Source organism: Endozoicomonas sp. (genome assembly GCF_031844845.1).
Classification (GTDB): domain Bacteria; phylum Pseudomonadota; class Gammaproteobacteria; order Pseudomonadales; family Endozoicomonadaceae; genus Endozoicomonas.
Map to the genome: position 1 here is coordinate 1 of NZ_JAVRMB020000397.1, position 25,473 is coordinate 25,473.

The window sequence follows — 25,473 nt, forward strand, 5'->3', positions numbered from 1 at the left end:
AGAGAGTCTGGATGCGGATCAGGTGGTCACCGACACGGTGACCCTCACCGCCAGCGATGGCACCACTCAGGCTATCGTCCTGACCATCACCGGCAGCAACGATGCCCCGGTGGTCAGTGAAGCGGTCACCCTGAATGCCATTGTCGAAGATGGAACACTCTCGATCACCAGCACAGAGTTACTGGCCAATACTCTGGATGCGGATGCCTCATCGGTGCTGAGCATCGTCTCCACTCCGATAGCCAGTAACGGCGCCACCGTGACCGAAACGGCAAGCGGATGGAATATACAGCCCGTCGCAAATTTCAATGGTCTGGTGACACTCAGTTACGAGGTGTCTGACGGTACAGCCACCTCAGCGGCCACGGCAACCATCAGTGTCAGTGCTGTCAACGATGCCCCTGAAGCCGCGGACAACACCCTGATCATTGATGAAAATAGCAGCCACACCTTCACGGCTGCTGACTTTGGTTTCAGTGATATTGATTCCGGTGATGCTCTGGTGTCTGTCACCTTTACTCAGTTACCTGCAAAAGGCATTTTAACCCTGAGTGGTATTGCCGTGACAACGGATCAGGTTATTGCCGCGGCTGATATCCCGAATCTGGAATTTACTCCGGAAGCCAATGACAATGGCGCTGGCTATACCGACTTGCAGTTTACGGTTAGTGATGGAGAGGAAAACAGTGCGGTACGTACTCTGACCTTTGATGTAATCGTAGTGAACGATGCTCCGGAGATTAGTGGAGAGTTGTCAGGCAGCACCAGCGAACAGGGGGTATACACCTTTACGGAGGCCGATCTGTTAGCCAATGCTACCGATGATCAGGGCGTTGATAATCTGCTGGTTCAAAATGTTCAGTTTGCAGGCCTGGCCAGTGAAGCCGTTTTGGCAGAGTTGATCGCAGAAGATGACTCAACCTATTGGACATTGACGGGGGCTGCAGGGTTTAACGGTATCGCCGAAGTCACCTATGAGGTTTCAGATGGTACTCATTCGGCGACAACAGCGATGGATGTTTATTTTGGCGGAGAGAGAATTACCCTGACCATAGAGGCACTTTCTGTGGGTGGCGATTTTCAACAATTACAAGTACTAACATCCATGGAAAATGGGAGCATGTACTTGAATGACATCCCCGTAAACCCTCCAACATCTTTGGTGTACGGGGACCTCAACAACGGTAGGGTGATGGTAGATGCGCAGTATGCTGGCGAGACTAACTTTGATTTTCGCTGGTTTGGCGGTGTGGCCCCCGGCACAGCGTTCGACTTCACAGAAACGCATCGTGCAACATTTGAATTTGAAGGTGGTCAATTTACTATTAATGTTCAACCCGTAGTGGGTTCAGCAGCAGAAGCGGAAACATTGATAGGGGATGCGGATAACGAAATCTTTACCATTGACCACGATGATGTGACGGTCACCGGTGGCCAGGGAGCGGATACTTTTGAATTCAATATTATCGGTGATGCTGCGGATCCGGCAGAACTGACTATCACGGATTTCAACACCAGTGAAGGAGACCAGTTGAAACTGGATGATCTTCTTGTGGATTCTGCCAACAGTCTGGATCAGTATTTCCATTTTGTTGCCAGCGGTGATGACACCATCATGGAAATTCGTCCCGAGGCTGATGGTGATATAACCCAGCGGGTTACCTTTAAGGATGCGGATTTGTTCACCCTTGGCAGTAGCGATAATGAAATTCTGAATAGCCTGATCAATAACGATAATCTGGATCATGGATAGTCAGGGATGGTAGTACCTGTATTAATCCGGTTATTGACTCAGGCTGGCATAACTCTGAATAGATGACGAACCTCCTCAATCTTGGCAAAACGTTTGACACCGTGCTGTCGGCTGTCAAAACGAATGGAAAAATTGCTGTCATTCACTTCGATCACTTCACCCCGGCCAAAGATGGCATGATCAATAATAGCTCTGAGTTGCCAGGGACCATCTCTGGACGTTCCCGGTGTTGGGCCTGATGCAGCTGGCGCATTTTTACTGCGGGGCGTGGGAATCATAGACACTGTTTCGAGCTGTCTGGTCAGTGAGGGTTTTGCTGAAGCAACATAACGTTTCGATATGGGTGTCAGGCCAGTTTTATGGATCACTTCTACCAACGCCTCATCAGACTCTTCGTGCAACAGGTTGCCGAGGGAAAGAACATGAGGCAGGTTCATGTCCAGTATAAAGGGGCTGATACTGTCCTGACGGTTTGTGCCGGCAGTCAACGATTGACTGGCTGGGGCAAAAGACCGGTTTCCTGTGGAACCTCCAGCCAGATCGCCCTGTGCAGTAAATAGATGCAACTGTTGTTTTGCCCGTGTCATCGCTACATAGAGCAGACGGCGCTCCGATTCAATGGCATTGCTGCTCTTTTGAACAGAAAGAGCAGCCAGCTCGTCTTCCCGCAGAAAGGGCCAGTATTGTCGGGTCAGACCGGGCAGTAAGACCACCGGCCACTCCAGTCCCTTGGCGCGGTGACATGAGCTGAGTGTGACACCTTGATGCGTTCTCTGGCGCTGGCTTTTCTGTTTTTTCTGCTTCTCGATCAGGGTATCAATATGCCAACAGCAGTTGACGGTGTCTTCATTGAGCTGTTTCAGAAAACGATGAAACCCTTTGATGGCCAGAATCTGCTCTTCGGTGCGCTGCTCATTGAGGCTCATGGAACGGAGACTGTCGTAGATTCCCGATTGCTGAATGTAAGTAGCGATCAGTTTGTGGGCTTTTTGCTGGTGACCGGTTTGTTCCAGCCGGATAAATAGCTCTGCCCTGTCGTTCAGTTTGTTGGCCTGGAAATCACTGATGTCCTTTAATTGAGGCGTCAGTTTTTTCATGGCCTTACCAAACTGATCATGATTCAGTTTCAATTGCTGGCATAGCCAGTCAATGTGATGTTGCTTGATGCCGATGTGTGGCAGGGTCAGCAGTCTGACCAGCTTGTGGTAACGAACATCAGGCTCCAGTTCGGCAAACCGGCCACTGGCCAGTGTCATGGCATCGATCAGCGCTTCAATTTCCGGTCTCTGGAACAGGGATGGACCATCGCTGGTGTAGGGAATCCCCATTTCCAGCAGGTTTAATTCAATGGGTACGGCCTGGGCCCAGACTCTCACCAGAATGGCAATGGCTTCCGGCGGTGTGCCGGATGCCAGATACTCCATCAGTGTTTCAACCACAAAACGACTGTCGTCTGATTCGGACTGACTGATGCGGATCAGTGACGGAGGATTTTCAGGGTGGGCGATGCAGAGTACATTTTTCCGGGCGCGATTCTGACTGATCAGATGGCTGGCAGCCAGGGCAATACTGTGACCGTAGCGAAAGGTGTGGGGCATGGTGAGTTCTGTCACCTCACCGGTATCGGCATAATCCTGCTGAAAGTGGCTGAGAATATTATCGATATTGGCACCGGCAAACTCGTAGATGGTCTGGTCCGGGTCGCCCACCGCTACCATTCGGGCCCGCTGTCCGGCGATCAGTTGGGTGAACCGGTGCTGAAGGGTCGAGGTGTCCTGGTACTCATCCACAATGATGAAATCCATTTTGTTTTCGACGTTGGGAATCAGCTCCGGGTTGGCCAGAATCAGTTTTACCGGGTCGTACAACATATCGGTAAAGGTGATGGATCGCTGCTGATGACGCCATTGTTCAAAGTGGTGGAAAAGCTGAATAAAGAAACGATAGTCGTCGGTATAGCTGGTTTGCTCAAACCACTGTTCCGGGCTGGTTAAATGGGCTTTTACTGAGTCTATAAAACTGACGGCGGCTTCAATCAGGCGTGCGGCATCGGAGCGAATACGATCTTTAATGGGTTCCGGAGCCAGCTTCAGAATCAGGGTTCTGACCTGTAACTCAACCACTTTTTCAGACAGTGGCTGTTTGTTATAAGGTTCACGAACGCGCCAGCTTTCCAGGGTTCTGAGCAGCTTCAGCCCGGTTGCATGATAGGTACGTATCTCCGGTAGTTGTAATTGCTCCTGTGTCAGATTTGTAAACTGATTAGCGGCCAGAGTGCGAAGTTTTTTTGAGAAATCGAGTTGTGCCGCTTTGTTGAACATCATCACCATCACCCGCCGTGGATCTGCGCCTTTGTGCAGCAGATTGCTCACCAGCTGTGCCAGGGTGGAGGTTTTTCCGGAACCGGCGACAGCAATGCACAGGGCATGATCCTGATCATGGTTGGCAACGGCTTGTTGGTGTGGCGTCAGTTTCATTCAGTGAGGCGCTTATTGTGTGGAAGGTGTGGAACGGAGAAGGCTAGCAAAAATCCAACCGGTGATATAGCTGGTAAAATCCCACGATAAGCATTTTCACAATAGGCTGTACGGTAATTCCGGTAGAGTTAAAGCGACAATGACGGAATAATTAAGCCATCAACTCCAGGATTAACGTGTAATGGCCTCCCTATATTTTTATTATTCTTCCATGGACTCAGGCAAGAGTACTTACCTTCTGCAATCTGCCCATAATTATCAGAGCGCCGGTAAAAGGGTGCTGTTGCTGGCTCCGATGATTGATAATCGCTTTGGCGTGGGACAAATCACCTCAAGAATCGGTTTGCAAAGTGAAGCGGTGGCTATTTCCCAGCAGGATGACTTAATTGAGCAGATCAGCAGGGAGCACAGTGAAGAGTATATTGCCTGTGTAATGGTAGACGAAGCACAGTTTCTGACGGCAGATCAGGTATGGCAATTGTCTGATGTGGTGGATGTTCTGGGCATCCCGGTGCTTTGTTTTGGTTTGCGGACGGATGCCTTTGGTAAGGCATTTGCGGGTAGCGAAGTACTGCTTAGTATTGCCGATGAAATGACCGAGTTGAAGAGCATCTGTAAACGCTGTGAGAAAAAAGCCAATATGCAGCTGCGCCTTGACGGAGAAGGTAATCCCGTTAAGAGCGGCAGTCAGGTGCAGATCGGTGGTAATGACAGCTATCTCTCTGTGTGCAGAAAGCACTATAAATCCATGATGGGTGGAGACTGAAAGGTATTCGTAAACTGATGATTTGAGTTTTTCCTGTCGTTTATCTTACTGATAGAATGGCTGGCTTATTTTAGGCTCGACCATCACTACAGAGTTGAATGAAATGTTGAAACTCACGTTAAATAAAAGCCTGTCAGTTTTACTGCTCTCTATTGCTGGCACTGGCAGTATTGCTACCTCTGCCAGTGCAGTGGCTGCTGGCAATGATGTTCTCTTTTCTTATGAAGGAAAGGGATATCAACTGAAAGATATGCAGCCATTCCTGCAACAGGCTTACTATGACGCCGAGGTAGAAGCACGGGACAGTCTGAATCGTGTTCTGGAACAGGCCGTAGTGGCGATGTATATCGAGAACAAAGCGAACGAATCAGGCCGTTCTATCCAGGAGATGAGAGCCTCTTTGTTCAACTACGAGCCTGCCACTCAGAAAGAAGTAAAAGCGCTGTACGAACAGTATAAAGATCAGATTGACATGCCATTTGGTCAGGTAGAACCCCAGCTTCGCGAGGAACTGGAAAATCGTAAGCGTCAGGAGGTTATTCAAACCCTGATCGCCAGGGTGAAAAAGGAGTCCGGTTTCGAGAGTAAACTGCCTCAGCCGGAAGCGCCGAGCCTTGCCATGGATCTGTCCCCGTACCCATGGAAAGGTGCCAGCGATGCATCCATTACCGTTGTTGAATTTGCCGATTACAACTGTGGTTACTGCCGGACGGCCAAACCAGATATCGACAAGTTGATGAAGCAGTATAAAGACAAAATCAAACTGTACTATGTGGATTATCTGGTCACAGAGAGAGGTGTTCCTGGCAGTAGTACGGCTACCGCTCGTGGCGCTTACTGTGCAGGCAAACAGGATAAATTCCGGGAGTTCTTTAATCTGGCGTATGAAAAGCCGGTTACCATGACGACTTCGGGTGATCTGGCCAAAACGCTGAAGCTTGATCAAAAGGCATTTGCCGCCTGTGTGACCTCTGATGATTCAGCACAGTTTGTTCTGGATTCCCATCAGCTGGCTCAGGATCTTGGTGTAACCGGTACGCCAACCTTTTTTGTGAATGGTCAGAGACTGCACACCCATGACCCGGCTATTGATCTGAAAGCTGAAATTGAAAAACGCTTGAAGCAGAAATAAGACCGTTACCCGTTACCCGCAAAAGCCGGGACTGCTTGTGTTTTTGCGGGTAACGGGAAACGGATGGCGGGTAGCAGCCTTAAAGAGTAATTAACCCATCCAGCGTTGAATCCCCAGTGCGGTCATCACCAGTTCTACTGAAAGTGCAGCCAGAATCATACCCATCACCCGGATAATAATGGCTGAACCATTATGGCCTATCACACGGAAGATGCGGTCTGCGAAAAGCATCAGGCCACAGGTGACCAGCAGTACCAGTGTCATGGCGCCAGCCGTCATGGCCTGTTGGGAAAAAGTCTTTACGTGATTATCCGTCAGAACAATAACGGCCATGATGGCACCCGGGCTGGCAATGGAAGGTACGGCCAGGGGAAAAACGGCCAGCTGGTGGCCGGGCTCTCTTGAACCCGTTCCTTCTTCAGGATCAGTAAAGATCATTTGCAAACCAAACAGGAAAAGGATGATACCGCCAGCCAGTTGCAGGGAGATCAATTGGATATTCATGGCCTTTAAAATAATCTGGCCAAGAACCAGGGCAGATAACAGGATCACAAATGAGTAACCAGTGGCCTTAAGGGCAATTCGGCGCTTTTGTGATTTGGTTAATCGGGCGGTCAGTCCGGTAAACAGTGCCAGTGTTCCCACCGGGTCAATAGTTGCCCAGAGCATAATAAAATCTTTGAAGAAGAGATCCATAGAGTTACCTGCCCGTACTGGTTATGGGTGTTGGGACATAATTGGATGGAACCAGGGGATTGATCGCTTGAGTAACTGACAGCCTGAAAGCTGCGAAAAAATCCTGACGACACCTGTTTTTTATTGCATGGCAAATGTTTGAGAGTGAAAGCCATGACCGTTTAAATGTATTCCTTCACCCCTTATTAAATAAGACAAATGTCTTTTGTCCAGTCATTACCGGTTGGTAAACAAAAAAATAATCAGTACGTATGTATCGACTGACATGATCTCTATATAATTTCCTCTTCTTTTTTTATTCTAAAAAATAATATAGCAGAGACTCGAGTGATTTCTGAAGTTTTTGCTGGATGTACTTTCATGGAATTGTCACTTCTGCAGTTGCTTGCTGCGATGGGGGTTGTTGGTCTGGGTGCTGTCGTCCAGGGAACCATCGGCTTTGGTATGGCAGTAGTTGCTGCGCCTTTTCTTTATCGAATTGATCCGGGACTGGTGCCCGGGCCATTGATTTTCTCCGGTATGATGATCGGAGCGCTTTCAGCAAGGCGTTACGCCAGTGAAGTTGATTTCTCAATACTTGGCTATGCCCTGTTAGGTCGTTTGCCCGGCTCCATGCTGGGCGTGATGGTTTTGATGCTGGTCAGCACTCAACACCTCAGTCTGGTGCTTGGCGGATCTGTTCTTCTGGCCGTTGTGGGGAGTCTTTGTCCCTATAAGCTGAAAACCACACCGTTCACGTTGTTTAGCGCGGGTTTATGTTCCGGGATGATGGGAACGGCGGCATCCATTGGTGGACCACCCATGGCTCTGGTGTTGCAGAATGAAAGCGGTAACCGGATCAGGGCCAATCTTGCTGTATTTTTTGTCGTCGGTAGTTTTATCTCGCTGGTTTTGCTGGGGATTAATGACCTCTTGACGAAAGAACAGTTAGGTTACGGGGTATTTCTTTTTCCTGCTGTGTTGGCGGGGCATTGGGCTGCCAGCAAGGTGGCGGAGAAAATAGAAAAGGAGAGAGTTCGCCAGATTATGCTGGTGCTGTGCAGCATTTCAGGTTTGACGGCCGTTATTTCAGCGATCTATTGACCGATGGCATCAACCCGGAAACGCGCTCCACAACCATTGTAAAAGTCCGGATCTGCCTGTTGGATCAGGGATCCCATATCATTCTGGTCGAGCCTGGTGGGCAGATTAATATAAACGCTCACCAGGTTACCACTTGAGCAGCTTATTTTCAGACGCCGATGGGCATCGGAGCCGAAAGCCTGATCCACAAGCGCGAAAAAGCTTTCTGTTGTCATGGTTTTAGCGATGTTCTGAGCCATAAAAGGGGCGATGCGGTTATTGAAATCCTGCTGTAGTCTCATGGCGGTATTGAAGTACTCATCGGCATTCCGGGTGGTCTGGCAGGTACCGTGCTTGAACCACTCATGGCGCTGCAGACAGCTGCCATAGGCTGCAGCGGGCATGTATTGGCCGAGTTTGCTGAGGGTGCCCGCATCCCTGAAAGGCACTGGGGGATACTTGCAAAAGTCATGTTGGGACTGTTTAACGCTGCCGCAGAAGCTATAACGGGTGCCGCAGTCGGGCTGGTTGGGCCACAGGCCATGGAGGGTGAAATGGGTGGTCTGCCAGGCATCAGGGTCGGTGACCCGGCATTCCGGCTTATCCCGGTGCTGTTCACAAAAAGCCGGCTGCCAGCTCAGGGCCAGAACATAATGCTCCGCCAGACCCGGGGTGTGGCAGCGGTTGTTGCCGGTATTTATTTCGGACTGACCGGCAGGATCATCCGTCGAATCTTGAAAGGTGGCAGAAAGGGGCTGGATAAACAGGCTGCTCACGATAAGAGCGAGGCCAAATAATACGTTGGGTAACATGGGTAATACCTTTGTTTAGGATTTGACCTGACTTAACTTAACTTCCCCAATCAACGAACGTTGCCCGTTGCCCGTTGCCCGTTGCCCGTTGCCCGTTGCCCGTTGCCTGAAAAAGCCCGATCCGCTTGCGCTTTTACGGACAACGGACAACGGATAGCGGGCAACGGCTTTTAAAGTTGACAGCCCCTCTTAATTTAGATAGTTTTTCGGCCATGCGCTGATTTGACCTTAGCTTGCGGGCGCATTATAAATTCCGCTAAAAGAAGGGTTTCCATAATGAATTTCTTGTGAAACCACTCTGTTAGCTCAGGGTGGTTTTTTTATGCATCCTGAACTGGAACTATCTGACAAATACTCTATCTGTAATAGATAAGTGTTGTAACAGGTGTTGTGAAAAGACATGGCCGCAGATCATCCAGCGCGGTTACAGGCAGGAGCTGTAATGATTGAATTGAAAAATCTGACCAAGGTGTTTGCTGCTGGCGGTACAGAGGTCAAGGCCATTGACGGGGTGAGTCTCACAGTGCCTGAAGGCACTATTTATGGCGTGATTGGTTCCAGTGGTGCTGGCAAGAGTACACTGATTCGCTGTGTCAATTTGCTGGAAAAACCGACCTCCGGTCAGGTTCTGGTCGATGGTCAGGATCTGACGCTGCTCTCTGAGAAAGCATTGCGTCAGGCCCGGCACAACATGGGTATGATTTTTCAGCACTTCAATCTGCTTTCCAGTCGAACGGTTTACGATAATGTTGCACTGCCTCTGGAGCTGGCGGGCGCCAGTAAAGTGGAGATTGAGCAGGCGGTTTTACCATTGCTGGAATTGACCGGACTGGATACCAAAAGAAACAGTTATCCTGCACAGCTGTCCGGTGGACAGAAACAACGGGTAGCGATCGCCAGGGCTCTGGCCAGTAAACCCAAAGTGCTCCTGTGTGATGAAGCCACTTCAGCCCTGGACCCGAAAACCACACGATCCATCCTTTCCCTGCTGAAAGACATTAATCGTCAGTTGAAGATTACTGTTTTGATAATCACCCATGAAATGGAAGTGGTGAAAACCATCTGTGATCGTGTGGCCATTATGAGCTTTGGGAAAATTATTGAAGAAAATGAAGTAGAGCAGTTCTTTCTTAATCCCCAAACGGAACTGGCAAAAGAGTTTGTGCGCAGCGCCATTCATGAGAAGCCGGTATCAGAAATTGAAGCCAGCTTTCAGTCAGAACCTTCTGAAGGTGCCAGGCCTGTTGTTCGCATTACCTTTGTTGGACAGGGTGTTGTGCAACCGCTGATTACCAGGGCGGCCAGGCAGTTCAATACGGATTTCAATATCCTGCAGGCGGATATTGAAACGGTGAATGAAAAAGTCATGGGCTTTTTGATGGTAGAGATTATGGGAGAGTCTGAAGGTATTGAACAGTCTCTGCAGTTTCTGAAAGGCTCTTTAGAAGAGACGGTCCAGGTCGAGGTGGTTGGTTATGTCAGCTGATGCATGGTCACTGTTGTTTAAAGCACTGGGGGAAACCCTGTACATGGTGGCGTTTTCCGGCAGTATCAGTTTTCTGCTGGGAATTCCGCTGGGGGTTCTGCTCTATGTTACCCGCGCAGGACGTATTCTCGAGAATCGTGTTGCCAACATGACTCTGGGCGGTATTGTGAATGCTGGCCGCTCAATTCCTTTTATTATTTTGATGGTGGCTATTATTCCACTGACGCGATTGTTGACCGGTACATCCATTGGCACAACAGCAGCGATTGTACCTTTAACGGTGGCGGCGATTCCTTTTGTTGCCCGAATTGCTGAAGGTGCATTGAATGAAGTGCCTTTGGGGTTGGTGGAAGCCGCCCAGTCCATGGGTGCCAGCCCTCTACAGATCGTCACCCGGGTATTGTTACCTGAAGCCAGACCCGGCGTGATTAACGGTATGACGATTACTCTGGTTACTCTGGTCAGTTATTCTGCCATGGCGGGTGCCATTGGTGGTGGTGGCCTCGGGGATTTGGGGATTCGTTATGGGTATCAGCGGTTTGATGGCGTCATCATGCTGGTTACTGTGGTCGTTTTGGTTGTGCTGGTTCAGTTGTTGCAGATGATTGGTGACCGGTTGCAACAGCATTATGATCGTAGCCATTAAAAAACTAATCACTCGTTCCGACACAATCGAGCGGTCGGAAAGCGCAAGAACACCTCGCTCCCATGCTTTGCGTGGGAATGCGATTGCGGACTATCAGAGAGCCTTGTGGTGTCCGCCAGGTTACGTACGCATTCCCACGGGGATCGTCGGAAGGGTGTAATAATAGATAGATAGGAATCTGATGACACACTCGGTGTTAACAGAACTTTAATAAAGTCCGGGAGTAATAAATGACTTTTAATATTATAAAAACAGTAAAAATACTGGCGAGTTCTGCCCTGTTGGCCTCAGCAGCCCTGATGGTGGGTTGTGGATCATCTGACGATCAGAGTGGTCCGCTGAAAGTCGGTGTAATGGCCGGGCCTGAAGCGGATGTGATGAAAGTCGCCGTGGACATTGTCAGGAAAGATCACAATGTGGAAGTGGAGCTGATTGAGTTCTCTGACTATGTTTCTCCCAATGTGGCTTTATCCGATGGCAGTATTGATGCTAATGCCTTCCAGCATCGCCCTTATCTGGACAGTATGGTGAAAGACCGTGGCTTTAAGCTGGTGGCTGTTGGCAATACTTTTGTTTATCCAATTGCAGCCTACTCCAAAAAGCTGAAAGACATCAGTGAGCTGAAAGACGGCGCTAAAATCGCTATTCCAAATGACCCAAGCAATGAAGGACGTACCCTGATTCTGCTTGATCAGCGTGGTTTTATTAAGCTGAAGGATGTGAATGATCTGGAAGCGACGCCGGCTGATATTGCTGAGAATCCACGTAACTTCAAGTTTATTGAACTGGATGCGGCTCAGCTGCCGCGTGCGCTGGATGATGTAGACATAGCCTTTATTAACAATACCTACGCCGTGCCTGCCGGTTATATTCCAACCCGTGATGCGCTGCTGGTGGAAGATAAGGATTCACCTTACGTCAACATCATTGTTACCCGTGAAGATAATAAGGAAGATCCCCGGGTGTTGGCCCTGGTCAAGTCTTATCAGAGTGATGCCGTAGAAGCGAAGGCAGCTGAGCTGTTTGAAGGCAGTTCTGTCGCTGGCTGGAAGTAAAGTTGCGTAAGACTGGAAGTGTTCTGCTTCCAGTCTTAATTTTGATGGTTATTTGATTGTTTAGTAAAAAGAAGTTTCTTCACTGACGGCAGAAAACTTTCTTAAGCTAATTTGAATCCAGTTAGTTCAGCGTTATCAAAAGCGTTACCCTTCCACAAGATGCGTAAAAGCCGCCAGGGCTTCCGGGTCGCCATGTTTGATTTTATTGGCAATGACATAATGGAAAAAGTAATGGAAGTCCTTATGTTCCTGGGCAGCAAACAGACACTCATCTCCAGGTAATACAGGGGTGTTTTCCACTTTTTTGTCATCAGCTACCATGGCCATCATCCGGCCATCATTATAAAGACGCCAGCTGGTAACATGAACCAGAACCAGTGTTTTGAATTGATCCTCCGTGAGAATAGCGTGGGTGCCGATGGTGTCCGGTATTTCCTGAACGATAATCTCTTCATCCGTATCTATTGGCGGGTAATAGTTTACGGCATTTTCCAGTTCTGCGGCCCTGTGCTCCGGAGCATCAAAAAAAGCGTGATCGTGTACCTTATCGAAATAACCCTCCCAGTGGCCATTGAGTGGGTCATCGAGCTCCCTTGCCGGAACCACTTTATTCAACCAGGGAATCAGGGCATCAATGGTTCCATCTTTCATCAGAGCCCAGCACAGGATTTTCATACTGAACAGTTTGCCCGGGTTGGCATCGTTACTGTAAAGCATCTCCATGCCATCCAGCTCGGGCGCAATACGGATAATCTGGTGTTGATTAGCCTCATCCAGAGGCTTGCGGGTGAACATATCGATAACATTGCCACTGTCATCGTCATCGGAATTTTTATTGTCTTCAGGTTCTCTGGCCATGAACAGTCCCGGGTAAAGCAGCTTGGCTGAAAAAAGTAGGGGGTTCATAGCCCGTATCGGCATATAGGTTTTATCCTGTAAGGAGGCTGTTGCTAAAGGTTGAAAATGCCGATTTCTACCCCTTCGTTTTTCCCGCGAAGGCGGGAATCCATCTCGAGAGTGGGAGTCTACCTCGAACAGTGGATCCCCGCCTGCGCGGGGATGACGGTGTGTAGCGTAGATGCGGTGTGTAGCGGGCATGACGATGGTATATCTAGTTGCAGCTTCCCTTAAACACTAACTGAAGAATTATCAGTTTGAGCGTCATCTTTTCGATCAGCAGCAATACAGGCAGCAGCAGTAAACACTACATCAGTCGAACTGTTCAGCGCCGTTTCCAGCGAATCCTGAATCACCCCGATAATAAAGCCGACCGCAACTACCTGCATGGCAATATCACTGGAAATACCAAACAAACTACAGGCCAGGGGAATCAGCAACAACGAACCACCGGCAACACCAGAAGCACCACAGGCCGAAACAGCAGCAACCACACTCAGAATCAGGGCCGTGGGCAAGTCCACCTGAACACCCAGGGTATGTACTGCAGCCAGCGTCATAACAGTAATAGTGATAGCCGCACCCGCCATATTAATGGTGGCACCCAGTGGAATCGATACGGAGTAAGTGTCTTCATGGAGATCCAGACTTTTGCACAACTCCATGTTCACCGGAATATTAGCTGCTGAACTGCGGGTAAAGAAGGCGGTCACGCCGCTCTCCCGGATACAACGAAAAACCAGCGGGAAAGGATTCTGACGAATCTTCAGATAAACAATCACCGGGTTAACCACAAAGGCAATAATCAGCATACTACTGACCAGAACAGCCAGTAATTTGGTATAGCCCAATAAAACTTCAAAACCAGTCTGTGCAATGGTGCTGGCAACCAGTCCAAAAATACCCACCGGTGCCCATTGAATGACAAAGTGAACAATAGAAGAAATCGCCATTGAAAGGTCATGAACCATCACACGGGTTGACTCGCTGCCACGGCGCAGAGCCAGACCCAGACCAATAGCCCAGGCAAGAATACCGATAAAGTTGCCCGTTAACAGCGCCTCAACCGGATTTTGAACAATTTGGAACAGCAGGGTGTTAAGAACCTCCATAACCCCTTCAGGGGGCATTACACCGCCACTGTTAGTAACCAGCGTTAGCTTGACGGGAAAGAGAAAGCTTATGGAGACAGCAACAAAAGACGCTGCCAGCGTTCCGAAAAGGTAAAGAAAAACAATGGGCCGCATATTGGTATGCTGGCCCTGTTTCTGGTTGGCAATAGAAGAGGCCACCAGGACAAAAACCAGAACTGGTGCAACCGCCTTCAGCGCCCCGACAAACAGAGAGCCCAAAAAGGAAATTGAAATAGCCGTATCCGGTGAAATAACCGCCAGACCAGCCCCCAGAAAAATGCTGACGATAATCCTTAACACCAGACTGGTGCCAGCCAGCCGTTGAAAAAATGATTGGGCTTGACTCATGATTTACCTGCTGTAATTCGTTGGTGTTTTTATCCGTTATCACCAAAAACCAGCTTGCTTCCACCACGGTAGATCAGGTAATCCCAAGATCTCTCAACGATAAATAGACGACTGGTTAATGGGAGATTACGCAGGAATAGTATCACAGTGCCGACTATAAAAAAGCCTGATTAAAATAGGCAAACTTTAAAGTGCGCGGGAATATTTCAGTGGTCACCCTGTACAGAATCACTAAAGGTTTAGCTCAGGAGAACAGAGATTAATCTGGTATGAATAGATACGCTCCCAGAGGTACAGCTATGCTTTTTTAACCAATTCAGTGGTTTCGGTTTCCTTAGTAATGCGTAGATTGAGGCCTGATACCGATGGTCATCTTTGGGAAATTCTAATCACATCAAAAGAGGCCAACCTGCTCCGCAATAACATCATCAAATAATAAGTAAATGAGGTGATAATCATCAAAATCACAGTGGGCATTACGCTATCTGGTAAATATTGCCCGATAAAAAACATCAGCGGAATCAAAAGACAGGCAAACAGATTAAAACCGCGGACATACCAGTATTTTCCTTCATCAGTATACAGTGATGGTAAGTCAACCATTTTGAAATCATAAAAATACCAGACCAGCAAAATACCGGTTACCGGCGCAAACAGTGTCCCAATAGTGCCCATATGTCTGACATAATCACTGATAATCTCTGGAAAACAGGAAAGCAAAGCAGCAATCACCGTCACAATAACCGTCGCCCGGAATCGTCCCAGCTTATCGAAAGCATTACAAAGAGAGAGGCCACCGGTATAAAGGTTAATCACATTGATCGTCCAGTTATCCAGAAAGATAACCAGTACCATCAGCGCAATAACAAGACTGTTCGGCTGTAACCGGGTAATGGTTTCGAAGGGGTTAATAACCTCTGCCCCACCAGCAATCACGGCATAAGCGCCAAATGAGGCGGCTATCAGTGTGCCAGCAAAGGAACCTGACAGAGTACCGATCAATAGCGAGCGCTGTGAACGGGTATAACGGGTAAAATCAGAGGCATCAGTCACACAGGTAAAACAAGTTGATACGATCGTGTTAAACCATAAAGCAGCCAGTGCCCAGGACCAGTGCAATTCCTCCACATAAAGAATGGCTGAGGGGGTCGCACCCTCACCACCGGCATGAAATAGAAACAGCGCCAGCAAAATAAAAATCGCCAGTTTTACCGGAAATGAAAACACGGAAAGCCATTTCAGGTGGACATAGCCGGCAATAGCAACCGCTCCCTGGAAAACAGCAAACACCAGGGAAATACCCCAGAGAGGAAAGTGCCATTGAAAGCAGTTACGCAATATGGTTTCAATGGCCAGCGCCCCCGCTGCCGTCTGAAAAGCAAACCAGTAGATGGAACACAGCAACCTTAAAATCGACGTGATCCAGCGAGCCCCCCGAATACCAAACACCGCCCGGCAAAGTACCTGCCCCGGTATCCCATAACGAACACCGGCCCGGGATAGTAATAAAAAAGGGATCATACCAACGAGTACTGATACCACCTGAATGCTGACGGTGGCCTGAAACGACAGGCCAGAAAGAACCATCATCCCCGAAGTGATCAGTGTTCCGGGATTAATAAACAGGTTGCTGTAGATATTGAATAACGGCCAGCCCCCTCCCACCTGCTGACTTTTGGGCACTGGCTGTAAACCATATTGTTCACAGACTCCTGATTTAACCACAGCACCAGCTGCTGGCAAGGTTGGCATGCTTTTTCTTCAAATTATGGTCAAACGGTAAAGGGTAGACAAAAAAAACAGCAAACGAGTAAAGAATCTCGTCCTACCGCAAGCATCAGGTGATCATCCCAAGGAAATGTCCTGAAATAATTTCCACATTTTGAAATCAATCTCCGTTCACCCTGAGCGGAGTCGAAGGGTGCCTGGCACGATCTATCATGGCCCGGAGTTTACGCCCTTCAATGCTTCGACAAGCTCAGCACTCAGGACGAACGGGGTTTTGAGACTCGGAAATGTCGAAGTCCGGAACAAGTCCTTAACAGAGGCCCTATTATTTGAAGCCTGCCAGCCAGAAGCGGCTCTTGTGACACTCCGTACAGAATGACAGTGAAGTTTGCCATCGCATAGTTCGACCACTCGATCAGGAATTAGTTCCAAGTCTTTTTAATCAAGGCATCAGCAGCCAATGGCATCCCTGATAATTTTCTGGCAGGAAATAGTCAAATGCAAATAACTACCCACTTTTTAAGGAATACCGGCCATGCTTCTACACCTTGGTATAACAGGTGATGATCGGTTCATCAAATAATACTAACCATACGATCAGTCGGTTTATATAAGAGCAAACTTTCATCTACTTAGGAACTGTCCTTTAATAACTTCGACATTTCAACGAACGCTACCCGCCGCCCGCTGCCCGAAAAAGCCAGAGCCGCTTGTGCTTTTGTGGGTAGCGGGTAGCGGGTAGCGGGTAGCGAGCAACAGCCTTTTACAAGGTTCAGCAAAATGTGGATCTTATATCAGGACAATCCCTTAGTAGCGGGTACTCTTAGGGTAGACATTAGGCAGCTTAAATCGGCAGACGATAAAGACTTGGTTACTCTCCCACGAGGAGCAGGTCTGTCAGCCGTAGGTCGGTTCCCCATTCAGGGGAGCCGACGGTCTTTACCATCGACAAATACGGCGTCGAGTGTTGCATGGCGGTTGGTTCGGGTGTCGGCTCGCAAGCGAACCGACCTACGTCGAAACATAAGCAGGCCAACGAATAATTCCTTAATGTCTACCCTGAGAGCGGGTACTCGCCGTGTCGATAAGATTTCTCCGGAGACTGGTCATGGCTTCTCCTGTCTGGATTAAATGGTCACAGGAAAAAATAGTTCAGTTGTTTATTGAGTCAAGTTTTAGGGTGTCCTATTTATTATTATCCTATTTATTAATTTATTATTATTATGAACTCAGCATCGAACTTGCAAAACAAATGAAAGCAACCTATACCTTGTCGTTGGCGGAGGTTTCGTTACGCTGGCTGTTAGACTTCAAAGATTACGAGTGCCAGTTCCCGATACGAATTGAACACAACGTCAGGGTATCGCAATTGCCGACACGCACAACGCACTAAATGATTTTTTATCATTCAAACGTTCGCCGCCACATTCGCGGCACCCTTATAAATAAAACAATTGAGGACACATTATGGAATATCGGCGACTTGGAAACTCAGGACTCAAACTCTCAGCACTGTCTTTCGGATCTTGGATCACTTTTGGCAAACAGGTGGACGTGCGTGACGCAAAAACCCTGTTACAATCGGCCTACGATGCAGGCGTGAATTTTTTCGATAATGCGGAAGGCTACGAAGCCGGTGAATCAGAAAAAATCATGGGCGAAGCCATCGACGGTTTAGGACTGCCTCGCGATACGTTTGCTGTCTCATCAAAAGTCTTTTGGGGAGGCAACAAACCCACACAACTGGGACTCAGTGCAAAACATATTCGAAACGCCTGCGACGCCGCTTTGGTTCGTTTAAAAGTGGATTACCTGGATTTATACTACTGCCACCGCCCGGACATCGACACGCCCATCGTCGAAACCGTACGCGCGATGCACAACCTGATTCAACAAGGGAAAATTCTATACTGGGGCACCAGCGAATGGTCAGCACAACAGATCACCGAAGCCCATGCCGTTGCTCTTGCGCATAACCTGACGCCGCCAACCATGGAACAACCGCAATACAACATGTTGCATCGCGATCGCGTGGAAGCCGAGTATCGCCCGCTTTATGAAAACTATGGTATGGGCACCACCATTTGGTCACCACTGGCCAGTGGCATGCTTACCGGAAAATACAACGACGGCATTCCAGGCGACAGCCGTCTGGCCCTACCGGGCTACGAATGGCTGAAAGGCATGTGGACCAGCGAAGATGGCAAAATAAAATTGGAGAAGATTCGGACACTGACCAAACTGGCCGAAGACCATGGCATGAGTGTAACGCATTTGGCGTTGGCGTGGTGCCTGAACAACCCGAACGTTAGTACGGTTATTTTAGGGGCGTCTCGCCTATCTCAGTTGGAAGATAACTTAAAAGCCGTAGACGTTGTTGAAAAAATCACGCCCGAAATACTGGCAGCCATTGAAACGATTTTGAATAACAAGCCGACAGAACCTGAACGATTTGGTCAATAAAGCAAAGTCTGTATTAGCAACCTGTGCTGCCAACTGATTTATTTGATGGATCGATAGCAACGATCCATTAGGTAGTGCCTGTCCGAAAACCCTAAAGCTTTGAATACAGTAGTCTGTATCCCCATATAGCTTACAAAGAGTTTACAAAACAGGCTGTTTTTAACTTATGCGCCAAGTCCGACAGGCTCCTGGACAATTTTAAGCTTGTTCAGATGATAGTCAACTGGCGCATAAGCCCTGCCACGGGAACTAAGTTCTCGAAAAACTGTCTATTGATTTAAAGCAAGCCAAGGATAAAAGACTTATTGTTTTACATTTTTACCAGTGTTTTTTGAACAATTACGGAATTCATTATGGAACCGGATTCCCAACTACCTGAGAGTTCAGCCTGAATGCTGATTGAACTTAATTGTCGCAACAATTCTAAAACCACTAACTAAATCTCGTGCTTAAATACTTAATGGGGAATATTACATGAGTACCTTTAAAATTAAGATTAGCAAAAATAGTCAGCCAAAACTTATATCTGATGGCTTTTTCCTCTACAAAAACTGCCTTGATGAGCAAGGCCAGATTGCCTTTCTTGATGCATGCACCTTGCTCATGGAACAGAAAAACAATAGCCAGCTAATTTCGACAATTTCTGAACAGAATTATAAGTTTGCTCAGCCCGTACTTTTTTACAACTGGCCAGGCCAGCCAGAGAGCCTGAAAAACATTGTAACCGCAAGACCTTCTGACATACTCAGGCTTGGTGACGAAATACACCAGACTGGCTGCCGGGAACAGGCAGAACGAAAGTTAGGAAATGAGCTATCTCTGTGTAAAATCCCGGAACAATTCACTCCCTACTCTCTTTACGGCATTCTTTATCAGCCCGGTAGCGGTTTTGGTGCCCATCAGGATGGAGCTAATGGATGGACAATAGCATTATCGCTTGGCGCTGATGCCGATTTTTTTTATTTTTCCTTAGAATCCTCTAAAAAAATTTCGCAGCGAATTAACGAGTATGAAGAAAGCGAAGGCAAAAGAGCTGATCGTAATATAATCAGGGAGTTCTCTAAGTTAGAACCAGAGTCAGAGAAAAGACATGTCCGCATTAGTTCTGGAGATGCCATTTTGTTTAATGGCGGCCAGATCTTTCATGGAGTTAGTAAAGTCTATTCCGAAACACCCGAGTTCTGGAAAGATTCAGTTTTTGATAGACATGGAATGAGTCGATTTAACCTGCAGTTTAGAGATACCTTTAGAGACAACCTGACTTACTATCCTTTTTTTGAACATGAAAATTGACATTATTATTAAGGCAATGCTGTTTGTAAGTTGAGTAGAGTTTGGGTGAGTAAAATACTTTATCAAAAAAAACAGCTGGTAGCTCAGCCCAAAAAACAGGACTGAACACTAGAGGCAGAGAGGAGTCTTACACCCTCAATATCAACTGAGCCGACCTGCAATTATTCGATATTGGCGACAGAGTATGAAACCAGTGCGTATTATGGTGAGCGTGAATAGTAAAAAATAAAGAAATAGGACAGCCAAAGATTACAGAGTTAATGAAACAGGGGTTCGATATAATAACTGACAAATTGATCAGTATTAATTATTTCGGAACTCAAGCAGGGAGAGGCATAAGAATAATATTTTGGGAAGGTCCGACTTTTGAGTACAAAACTAATGGGTATGCTTCTGGTTGGCAAAGACTCAACCAGCACCACTGTGCAAGCACAATAGCGGTTTAGTAGATCAGGTTTTTAAAAACTCTGATATGGCAAGACTTTTCCGGACACTTTTTTACGCTGACCTGGCAAGTTCTTGTTCATACTTGAACGGTGCCAGGTAGCCATTGCTCGAGTGCTTTCTCTGACGGTTATAAAACACTTCGATATGCTCGAAAATTGCCTGTTGAACCTCTTCACGAGTCTGAAAATCCTCATGATGAATGAGTTCTGTTTTCAGTGTATGAAAAAAACTCTCGGCCACTGCATTATCCCAGGGAAAATAAAGGACACCTATAAATCCAACCATAATGTCAATATGGTGATTTGTATCCTTTTTCCTCTTGCACTTAAAATCAAATCAGTGCTTACCATGCAGACTCACCTGAGCCAGATCCATTAATTCCCGGTTGGCCACCGAGAACATGGCAAGATCTGCCTGGGGAGCACTGCGAATATCCGCCAGCATATTCTGCCAGCGGGACACCATGGCATGATTTTCCATGATCCACTGCTCCAGAGTCTGTTCAATAGGTACGCCATCCTGAGCTACGCCGATCAAGCCAACCGATAACGTTCTCTGCTGCCAGTTCAACTCATCTCTGGCGCTGTCACGGGCCAGGGATTGCCAGTGATTAGTGACCTCCAATTGTGAAAGCGCACCCCTGTACCAGTTCAATTCCAGACGGGCACCCACCGTGAAGAAGGTTCTTACCGCCACCTCAAGGGAAACACCCGCTTCATCAGCAGTCCTGATCACCGGTAAAGCGCTGAGCAGATACCGTTGCCCTGCCACCATCAGGGCCAACTCTTCGGGAACCCCTTCAGATACCATCCCGGCAACCGCCTGTTGCAACTCCGTTTGCTCTTGTTCACCCAGGGACTCCACAAAACACTTTAAAAAACACTGAACTTTGGGGCCATAGTGTGCAACACATTCTGCCGGGATCAAATCCTGTCGTTCCAGACGGATAAACCACCGGACGGTACGGCGTACCAGTTTGATCAACGACGACATCATTTTATATTGCAGGGCACTGGAAATTTGATGGTCCAGCTGTTCAATCATCATCCAGTAACGGGAAATATCAAATACATCCCGACTGACACTGAATGCCCTGGCGATTTCTGCAGAGGAGGCACCGGTGATCAGCTGCAGCCGATGGATAAAGGTTACCCCCACCATATCCACCAACTGATTGGCAAGCTGGGTAGCAATAATCTCCCGGCGCAGCCGGTGTCTCTGAATCTCCTCAGGAAAACGATCAATCAGAATCCGGGGGAAAGCGGTATACAGCGCCCGGGCAAGATAGTCATCATTTATCATTGAAGAAAGCAACAGAGACTCCTTCAGCTTGGCTTTACTGTATGAAACCAGAAGTGAAAGTTCAGGCCGGGTCAATCCCTGGCCAGCCATCGTCCGTTCTGCCAGGGCTTCATTGTCCGGCAAAAACTCAATGGTCCTGTCCAGTTTACCCAGCCCCTCAAGATATTCCATAAAACGACGGTACTCGCCCATTCTGCCGGCCGCTTCGGACTCAAGCACGGAAATAGCCTGGGTCTGTCGGTAGTTATTGGTCAACACCAGCATGGACACTTCATCGGTCATACTCTCCAGCAACTGGTTGCGCTGCTTCACCGTCATATCGCCACTGGCCACCCTATCATTCAGAAGAATTTTTATATTGACCTCGTGGTCAGAGCAGTCGACACCACCGGAGTTATCAATAAAGTCGGTATTCAGCCCGCCTCCCTTAAGCGCATATTCCATACGTCCAAGTTGACTGACGCCAAGATTGCCACCCTCGCCAATAACACTGGCCTGAACTTCACAGCCATTAATCCGGAGAGGATCATTGGCCTTATCACCCACATCACTGTGGGTTTCATCCATGGATTTGATGTAGGTACCAATGCCGCCATTCCATAGCAGGTCAACCGGTGCCCGGAGCATACTGCGGATTAGCTCATTGGGTGGCAGATGGTTGGCAGTAATACCAAAGCGCTGCTGCATGGCAGGGCTGATGGCAATGGATTTTGCCTGTCGGGAAAAGATACCTCCCCCCTCAGAAATTAACGCCTTGTCATAATCAGTCCAGCTGGAACGGGGCAGTTCAAACAGCCGGTTTCGCTCCACATAACTCTGGTAAACGTCCGGATTCGGGTCCACAAAAATATGCAGATGGTTGAAAGCGCCTACCAATGCAATGGTTTCAGAACACAACATGCCATTGCCGAATACATCACCCGCCATGTCGCCAATACCAATAACGGAGATCACATCTTTCTGCACATGGATGCCTTTTTCCCGGAAGTGCCTCTGCACAGAAACCCAGGCGCCTTTGGCAGTAATCCCCATCTTTTTATGGTCATAACCAACACTGCCACCGGAAGCAAAGGCATCCCCCAGCCAGAAGTTGTAATCTGCCGCAATGCCATTGGCAATATCTGAGAAAGTGGCTGTCCCTTTATCCGCAGCCACCACCAGATAGGTGTCACTGTCGTCATACATCACAACATTTTCGGGATGGACAACATCGCCTTCCAGCAGATTATCGGTAATATCCAGCAGCCCTCTGATGAAGGTCTTATAACACCGGATAGCTTCTTCCAGAATCGCTTCCCGGCTACCACCAACAGGCAGCTGTTTTGGCACAAATCCACCTTTCGCCCCCACAGGAACGATCAGTGCATTCTTCACCTGCTGCGCTTTAACAAGACCCAGAACTTCAGTTCTGTAGTCTTCAACCCGGTCAGACCACCGCAACCCGCCACGGGCCACCTTTCCACCCCGGAGATGGACACCTTCGACAATGGGGGAGTAGAGAAAAATTTCATAGAGCGGGACGGGTTTGGGGATATCCGGTATTTCCCTTGTGGCCATTTTCAGAGAGATGTAGGACTTGTCATTACCAGCCTCATCCTGCTGATAAAAATTGGTTCTCTGAGTCGCCTTGATCACGTTCTGGTAACAACGGATCAGCTTGTCTTCACTTAATACTGACACCTGATCCAGCGCCTCCAGAATCGCCTGCTGAATCTGTTGCTGCCGGGCCAGTCGCTGGGTTTGAGACAGCGCCAGCTGTGGATTGAACCGAACTTCAAACAGCTGCACCAGCAACCGGGCAATATCCATATTGTTGCACAATGTTTCGGCAATATAGGACTGACTGAAACCCACTCGAATCTGCTTGAGGTAACGGGCATAAGCCCGAAGCATGGCAACCTGTCGCCAGCTTAAACCCGCCGATAACACCAGCCGGTTGAAACGGTCATTCTCAGCCTCACCGAACCAAATCTTTTCAAAAGCCTCCTGAAACGTCGGGCCTACCTTTGGCAGGTCAATAGATATACTGGAATCAAAGCTGAGCTGAAAGTCATGAATCCAGATTTTCTCACCGGAGCTGCTGTGAATGACGTAAGGGTACTCGCCCAATACACGCAGTCCGAGATTTTCAATAATAGGAATCTGATCCGCTAAAGGCAGTGGCTCAATATAATGATACAGCTTCAGATGAACCTGCCCCGGCTTATCATCCAGCGACTGATAAAAGCCCATGGACAGGGGCCGGTCCGCATTCATCAAGGCAAAATGGCGAATATCCGTAACCGCTGACTGGGGCTTGAAAGCCTCCTGATAAGCGGCGCTGAAACCCTCTGAAAATCGGGACAGCAGTTTATTGCCCTTAACTTCACCAAACGTTTCAAGCACGGCATCCCTGAGATCCTGATTCCAGGAGGAGGCCTCCTGGATAACTTCCCGGGTGATGATATCCAGGTTGTAATCAATATGCCTTTTCAGTTTAAAAATAAAATGTACCCTGGCCAGAATCGACTCGGAAAAGTAAGTGGTAAACTCGCTATCCTCCGCTTCCAGCCGGTGGCACAGAATCTTCTCCACCCGCTGGCGGAACTGAGTGCTGTAAATATCTCTTGGTACGTAAACCAGGGCAGAACAGAATGGCCGGTACGGATCCTGGCGAATAAACACTTTAATCTGCTTTCGTTCCTGAATTCGCAGGATCGACATGGCGGTGTCAAACAACTCATCCTGAGTCGTCTGAAAAAGCTCATCCCTGGGAAAAATCTCCAGAATCTGCAACAGGTCTTTGCCATGATGACTTTTGGGGTCCAGGCCTGAGCGTTGAATAATGGCCGCCACTTTATTGCGAATATAGGGAATAACATTGGGGGTCTGCCGGTAGACCGGTGAGGTATACAAACCCACAATTCGTGCTTCTCCCACAATGCGCCCCTGCTCATCAAAGCGCCGTATGGTAATAAAATCAGGATAGGCTGGCCGGTGCACACTGGAACGAACCGACGCCTTGGAGAAAGAAAGCCGTTCGGTCTTCTCAAAGAAATCATGCTCAACAAATGGCTCCAGTGCCAGCTGAGCCGGCTCTTCCGCACTGATGGGCCGCAGTAGCCCCAGCAGGGATTGTGGAGGAGATATCAACTGTCGATTGCCATCATGTTCGGTGACAATCAGCTCTTCATACCCCAGAAAGGTAAAATTGTCTGCCAGCAGCCAGTCCAGAAACGCCTGAACCTCGTCTTCTTTTTTTAACAATTCACCCGGAAGTGATTTTAACTTACCCACCATTGAGGACAGCCGTTTGACCCGCGCTGACATTTCCTCAAAATCATCCACCACACGACTGACATCGCCCAGCACGGCCATCAACTGCTCCTGTAGCTGAACCAGCTCACCCTGATCTTCACAACGGTCTATCTCCAGATACAGAATGGCCTCCCGACTGATAAACTCATCCTCAACCTGCTCATTGTCGTAAATCAGCGTCATGTCGTCTGAGCGACGGGAGTAGATGATGCCATTGCGCAACAAATGAATAGTGGAGCCGTATTCATTGAGTTTCATTCTGACGGAGTCCACAACAAACGGCATATCCCGGTGCAGGATACGAATAACGGTATGATTCGAGTGCCAGCCGTGGTGATTATATTCCGGGTTGATGACCTCTATGCGCGGCTGGTCAGGGTTATGAAATTGAATGAACGTCCAGAATGAATGGGTAGCACCGAGCACATCCTGCCAGTTACCCGCCGTCAGATCCTGCCGGGTATCCAGGGAATAGTAGCGATAAACAAACTCTCGAAAACTGTCCAGTTGCTCTGCCGGGATATGGGACGTTAAATCATCAATCAGTTTATCCAGCGTCTCTTCGCGCTCCAGACTATTTAACGGGCCCATCCCTGGCATCTCCACTTAAAATTTTATTTTCTGTTCTAAAGCATCGGCTCAGGGAAACTTATATTAAAGAGGCTGACTACAATTGATAA

At 48.3% G+C, this 25,473-nt stretch carries 16 protein-coding genes and 1 pseudogene; 9 read left to right on the forward strand and 8 right to left on the reverse strand.

All coding sequences use genetic code 11. The features are described from left to right. The coding region (locus RM811_RS21875) for a cadherin-like domain-containing protein (RefSeq protein ID WP_402528402.1) at positions 1-1,753 on the forward strand (1,753 nt) is incomplete at its 5' end. A 38-nt stretch (positions 1,754-1,791) separates the two neighbouring features. Here the strand turns inward: RM811_RS21875 and RM811_RS21880 are convergent. Next, positions 1,792-4,230 carry an ATP-dependent helicase gene (locus RM811_RS21880; RefSeq protein WP_402528404.1) on the reverse strand — a complete coding sequence of 813 codons (2,439 nt, stop codon included), beginning with the start codon at positions 4,228-4,230 and terminating at the stop codon, positions 1,792-1,794. A 181-nt stretch (positions 4,231-4,411) separates the two neighbouring features. Between RM811_RS21880 and RM811_RS21885 the strand changes: the two genes are divergently transcribed. Together RM811_RS21885 and RM811_RS21890 are read left to right on the forward strand one after the other, a co-directional pair. After that, entirely contained in the window at positions 4,412-4,996 is a 585-nt protein-coding gene (locus tag RM811_RS21885) for a thymidine kinase (protein WP_402528406.1), read from the forward strand. Positions 4,997-5,099: 103 nt separating this feature from the next. After that, entirely contained in the window at positions 5,100-6,128 is a 1,029-nt protein-coding gene (locus tag RM811_RS21890; protein WP_402528409.1) for a DsbA family protein, read from the forward strand. A 90-nt stretch (positions 6,129-6,218) separates the two neighbouring features. On the opposite strand, the gene RM811_RS21895 is transcribed toward RM811_RS21890, so the two are convergent. After that, the gene (locus tag RM811_RS21895; RefSeq protein ID WP_402528411.1) at positions 6,219-6,824 is read right to left on the reverse strand and encodes a MarC family protein; all 606 of its coding nucleotides are present in this window, start codon (positions 6,822-6,824) and stop codon (positions 6,219-6,221) included. A gap of 360 nt (positions 6,825-7,184) precedes the next feature. Between RM811_RS21895 and RM811_RS21900 the strand changes: the two genes are divergently transcribed. Then, positions 7,185-7,907 carry a sulfite exporter TauE/SafE family protein gene (locus RM811_RS21900; protein ID WP_402528414.1) on the forward strand — a complete coding sequence of 241 codons (723 nt, stop codon included), beginning with the start codon at positions 7,185-7,187 and terminating at the stop codon, positions 7,905-7,907. On the opposite strand, the gene RM811_RS21905 is transcribed toward RM811_RS21900, so the two are convergent. After that, entirely contained in the window at positions 7,901-8,698 is a 798-nt protein-coding gene (locus tag RM811_RS21905; RefSeq protein WP_402528416.1) for a ribonuclease T2 family protein, read from the reverse strand. The genes RM811_RS21900 and RM811_RS21905 overlap by 7 nt on opposite strands. A gap of 442 nt (positions 8,699-9,140) precedes the next feature. On the opposite strand from RM811_RS21905, the gene RM811_RS21910 reads away from it, so the two are divergent. The 3 genes from RM811_RS21910 to RM811_RS21920 all read left to right on the forward strand — a co-directional run bounded on the left by RM811_RS21910 (position 9,141) and on the right by RM811_RS21920 (position 11,885). Then, positions 9,141-10,184, forward strand: a complete 1,044-nt coding sequence (locus RM811_RS21910; protein WP_402528419.1) for a methionine ABC transporter ATP-binding protein — start codon at positions 9,141-9,143, stop codon at positions 10,182-10,184. Next, entirely contained in the window at positions 10,174-10,830 is a 657-nt protein-coding gene (locus RM811_RS21915) for a methionine ABC transporter permease (protein ID WP_402528421.1), read from the forward strand. The genes RM811_RS21910 and RM811_RS21915 overlap by 11 nt, the downstream gene beginning before the upstream one ends. 230 nt (positions 10,831-11,060) lie before the next feature. Beyond that, on the forward strand, positions 11,061-11,885 hold the full coding sequence (locus RM811_RS21920) for a MetQ/NlpA family ABC transporter substrate-binding protein (RefSeq protein WP_402528424.1): 825 nt from the start codon (positions 11,061-11,063) through the stop codon (positions 11,883-11,885). A 144-nt stretch (positions 11,886-12,029) separates the two neighbouring features. Here RM811_RS21920 and RM811_RS21925 read toward each other — a convergent pair whose 3' ends face one another. From RM811_RS21925 to RM811_RS21935, 3 genes are all read right to left on the reverse strand, one after another. After that, positions 12,030-12,743: a hypothetical protein gene (locus tag RM811_RS21925; RefSeq protein ID WP_402528425.1), complete on the reverse strand. Its 714-nt coding sequence runs from the start codon at positions 12,741-12,743 to the stop codon at positions 12,030-12,032. A gap of 269 nt (positions 12,744-13,012) precedes the next feature. After that, the gene (gene sstT, locus RM811_RS21930) at positions 13,013-14,263 is read right to left on the reverse strand and encodes a serine/threonine transporter SstT (protein ID WP_402528428.1); all 1,251 of its coding nucleotides are present in this window, start codon (positions 14,261-14,263) and stop codon (positions 13,013-13,015) included. A gap of 369 nt (positions 14,264-14,632) precedes the next feature. Beyond that, on the reverse strand, positions 14,633-16,015 hold the full coding sequence (locus RM811_RS21935; RefSeq protein ID WP_402528431.1) for a purine-cytosine permease family protein: 1,383 nt from the start codon (positions 16,013-16,015) through the stop codon (positions 14,633-14,635). A gap of 1,443 nt (positions 16,016-17,458) precedes the next feature. Here RM811_RS21935 and RM811_RS21940 point away from each other — a divergent pair. Then, positions 17,459-18,454 carry a potassium channel beta subunit family protein gene (locus tag RM811_RS21940; protein WP_402528434.1) on the forward strand — a complete coding sequence of 332 codons (996 nt, stop codon included), beginning with the start codon at positions 17,459-17,461 and terminating at the stop codon, positions 18,452-18,454. 474 nt (positions 18,455-18,928) lie between these two features. Next, positions 18,929-19,747 carry an alpha-ketoglutarate-dependent dioxygenase AlkB gene (locus tag RM811_RS21945; protein WP_402528436.1) on the forward strand — a complete coding sequence of 273 codons (819 nt, stop codon included), beginning with the start codon at positions 18,929-18,931 and terminating at the stop codon, positions 19,745-19,747. Between the two features lie 498 nt (positions 19,748-20,245). On the opposite strand, the pseudogene RM811_RS21950 reads toward RM811_RS21945, so the two are convergent. Both RM811_RS21950 and RM811_RS21955 read right to left on the reverse strand, forming a co-directional pair. Continuing rightward, positions 20,246-20,446: pseudogene (locus RM811_RS21950) on the reverse strand (IS3 family transposase); the annotation flags it as partial. Positions 20,447-20,530: 84 nt separating this feature from the next. After that, on the reverse strand, positions 20,531-25,384 hold the full coding sequence (locus RM811_RS21955; protein WP_402528439.1) for an NAD-glutamate dehydrogenase: 4,854 nt from the start codon (positions 25,382-25,384) through the stop codon (positions 20,531-20,533). Positions 25,385-25,473 lie beyond the last annotated feature (89 nt).

What these genes read in the sequence shown, in the direction of transcription:
- RM811_RS21880 (WP_402528404.1), bottom strand. Translation starts at nt 4,230, where the DNA reads ATGAAACTGACGCCACACCAACAAGCCGTTGCCAACCATGATCAGGAT.
- RM811_RS21885 (WP_402528406.1), top strand. Translation starts at nt 4,412, where the DNA reads ATGGCCTCCCTATATTTTTATTATTCTTCCATGGACTCAGGCAAGAGT.
- RM811_RS21890 (WP_402528409.1), top strand. Translation starts at nt 5,100, where the DNA reads ATGTTGAAACTCACGTTAAATAAAAGCCTGTCAGTTTTACTGCTCTCT.
- RM811_RS21895 (WP_402528411.1), bottom strand. Translation starts at nt 6,824, where the DNA reads ATGGATCTCTTCTTCAAAGATTTTATTATGCTCTGGGCAACTATTGAC.
- RM811_RS21900 (WP_402528414.1), top strand. Translation starts at nt 7,185, where the DNA reads ATGGAATTGTCACTTCTGCAGTTGCTTGCTGCGATGGGGGTTGTTGGT.
- RM811_RS21905 (WP_402528416.1), bottom strand. Translation starts at nt 8,698, where the DNA reads ATGTTACCCAACGTATTATTTGGCCTCGCTCTTATCGTGAGCAGCCTG.
- RM811_RS21910 (WP_402528419.1), top strand. Translation starts at nt 9,141, where the DNA reads ATGATTGAATTGAAAAATCTGACCAAGGTGTTTGCTGCTGGCGGTACA.
- RM811_RS21915 (WP_402528421.1), top strand. Translation starts at nt 10,174, where the DNA reads ATGTCAGCTGATGCATGGTCACTGTTGTTTAAAGCACTGGGGGAAACC.
- RM811_RS21920 (WP_402528424.1), top strand. Translation starts at nt 11,061, where the DNA reads ATGACTTTTAATATTATAAAAACAGTAAAAATACTGGCGAGTTCTGCC.
- RM811_RS21925 (WP_402528425.1), bottom strand. Translation starts at nt 12,743, where the DNA reads ATGGCCAGAGAACCTGAAGACAATAAAAATTCCGATGACGATGACAGT.
- sstT (WP_402528428.1), bottom strand. Translation starts at nt 14,263, where the DNA reads ATGAGTCAAGCCCAATCATTTTTTCAACGGCTGGCTGGCACCAGTCTG.
- RM811_RS21935 (WP_402528431.1), bottom strand. Translation starts at nt 16,015, where the DNA reads ATGCCAACCTTGCCAGCAGCTGGTGCTGTGGTTAAATCAGGAGTCTGT.
- RM811_RS21940 (WP_402528434.1), top strand. Translation starts at nt 17,459, where the DNA reads ATGGAATATCGGCGACTTGGAAACTCAGGACTCAAACTCTCAGCACTG.
- RM811_RS21945 (WP_402528436.1), top strand. Translation starts at nt 18,929, where the DNA reads ATGAGTACCTTTAAAATTAAGATTAGCAAAAATAGTCAGCCAAAACTT.
- RM811_RS21955 (WP_402528439.1), bottom strand. Translation starts at nt 25,384, where the DNA reads ATGGGCCCGTTAAATAGTCTGGAGCGCGAAGAGACGCTGGATAAACTG.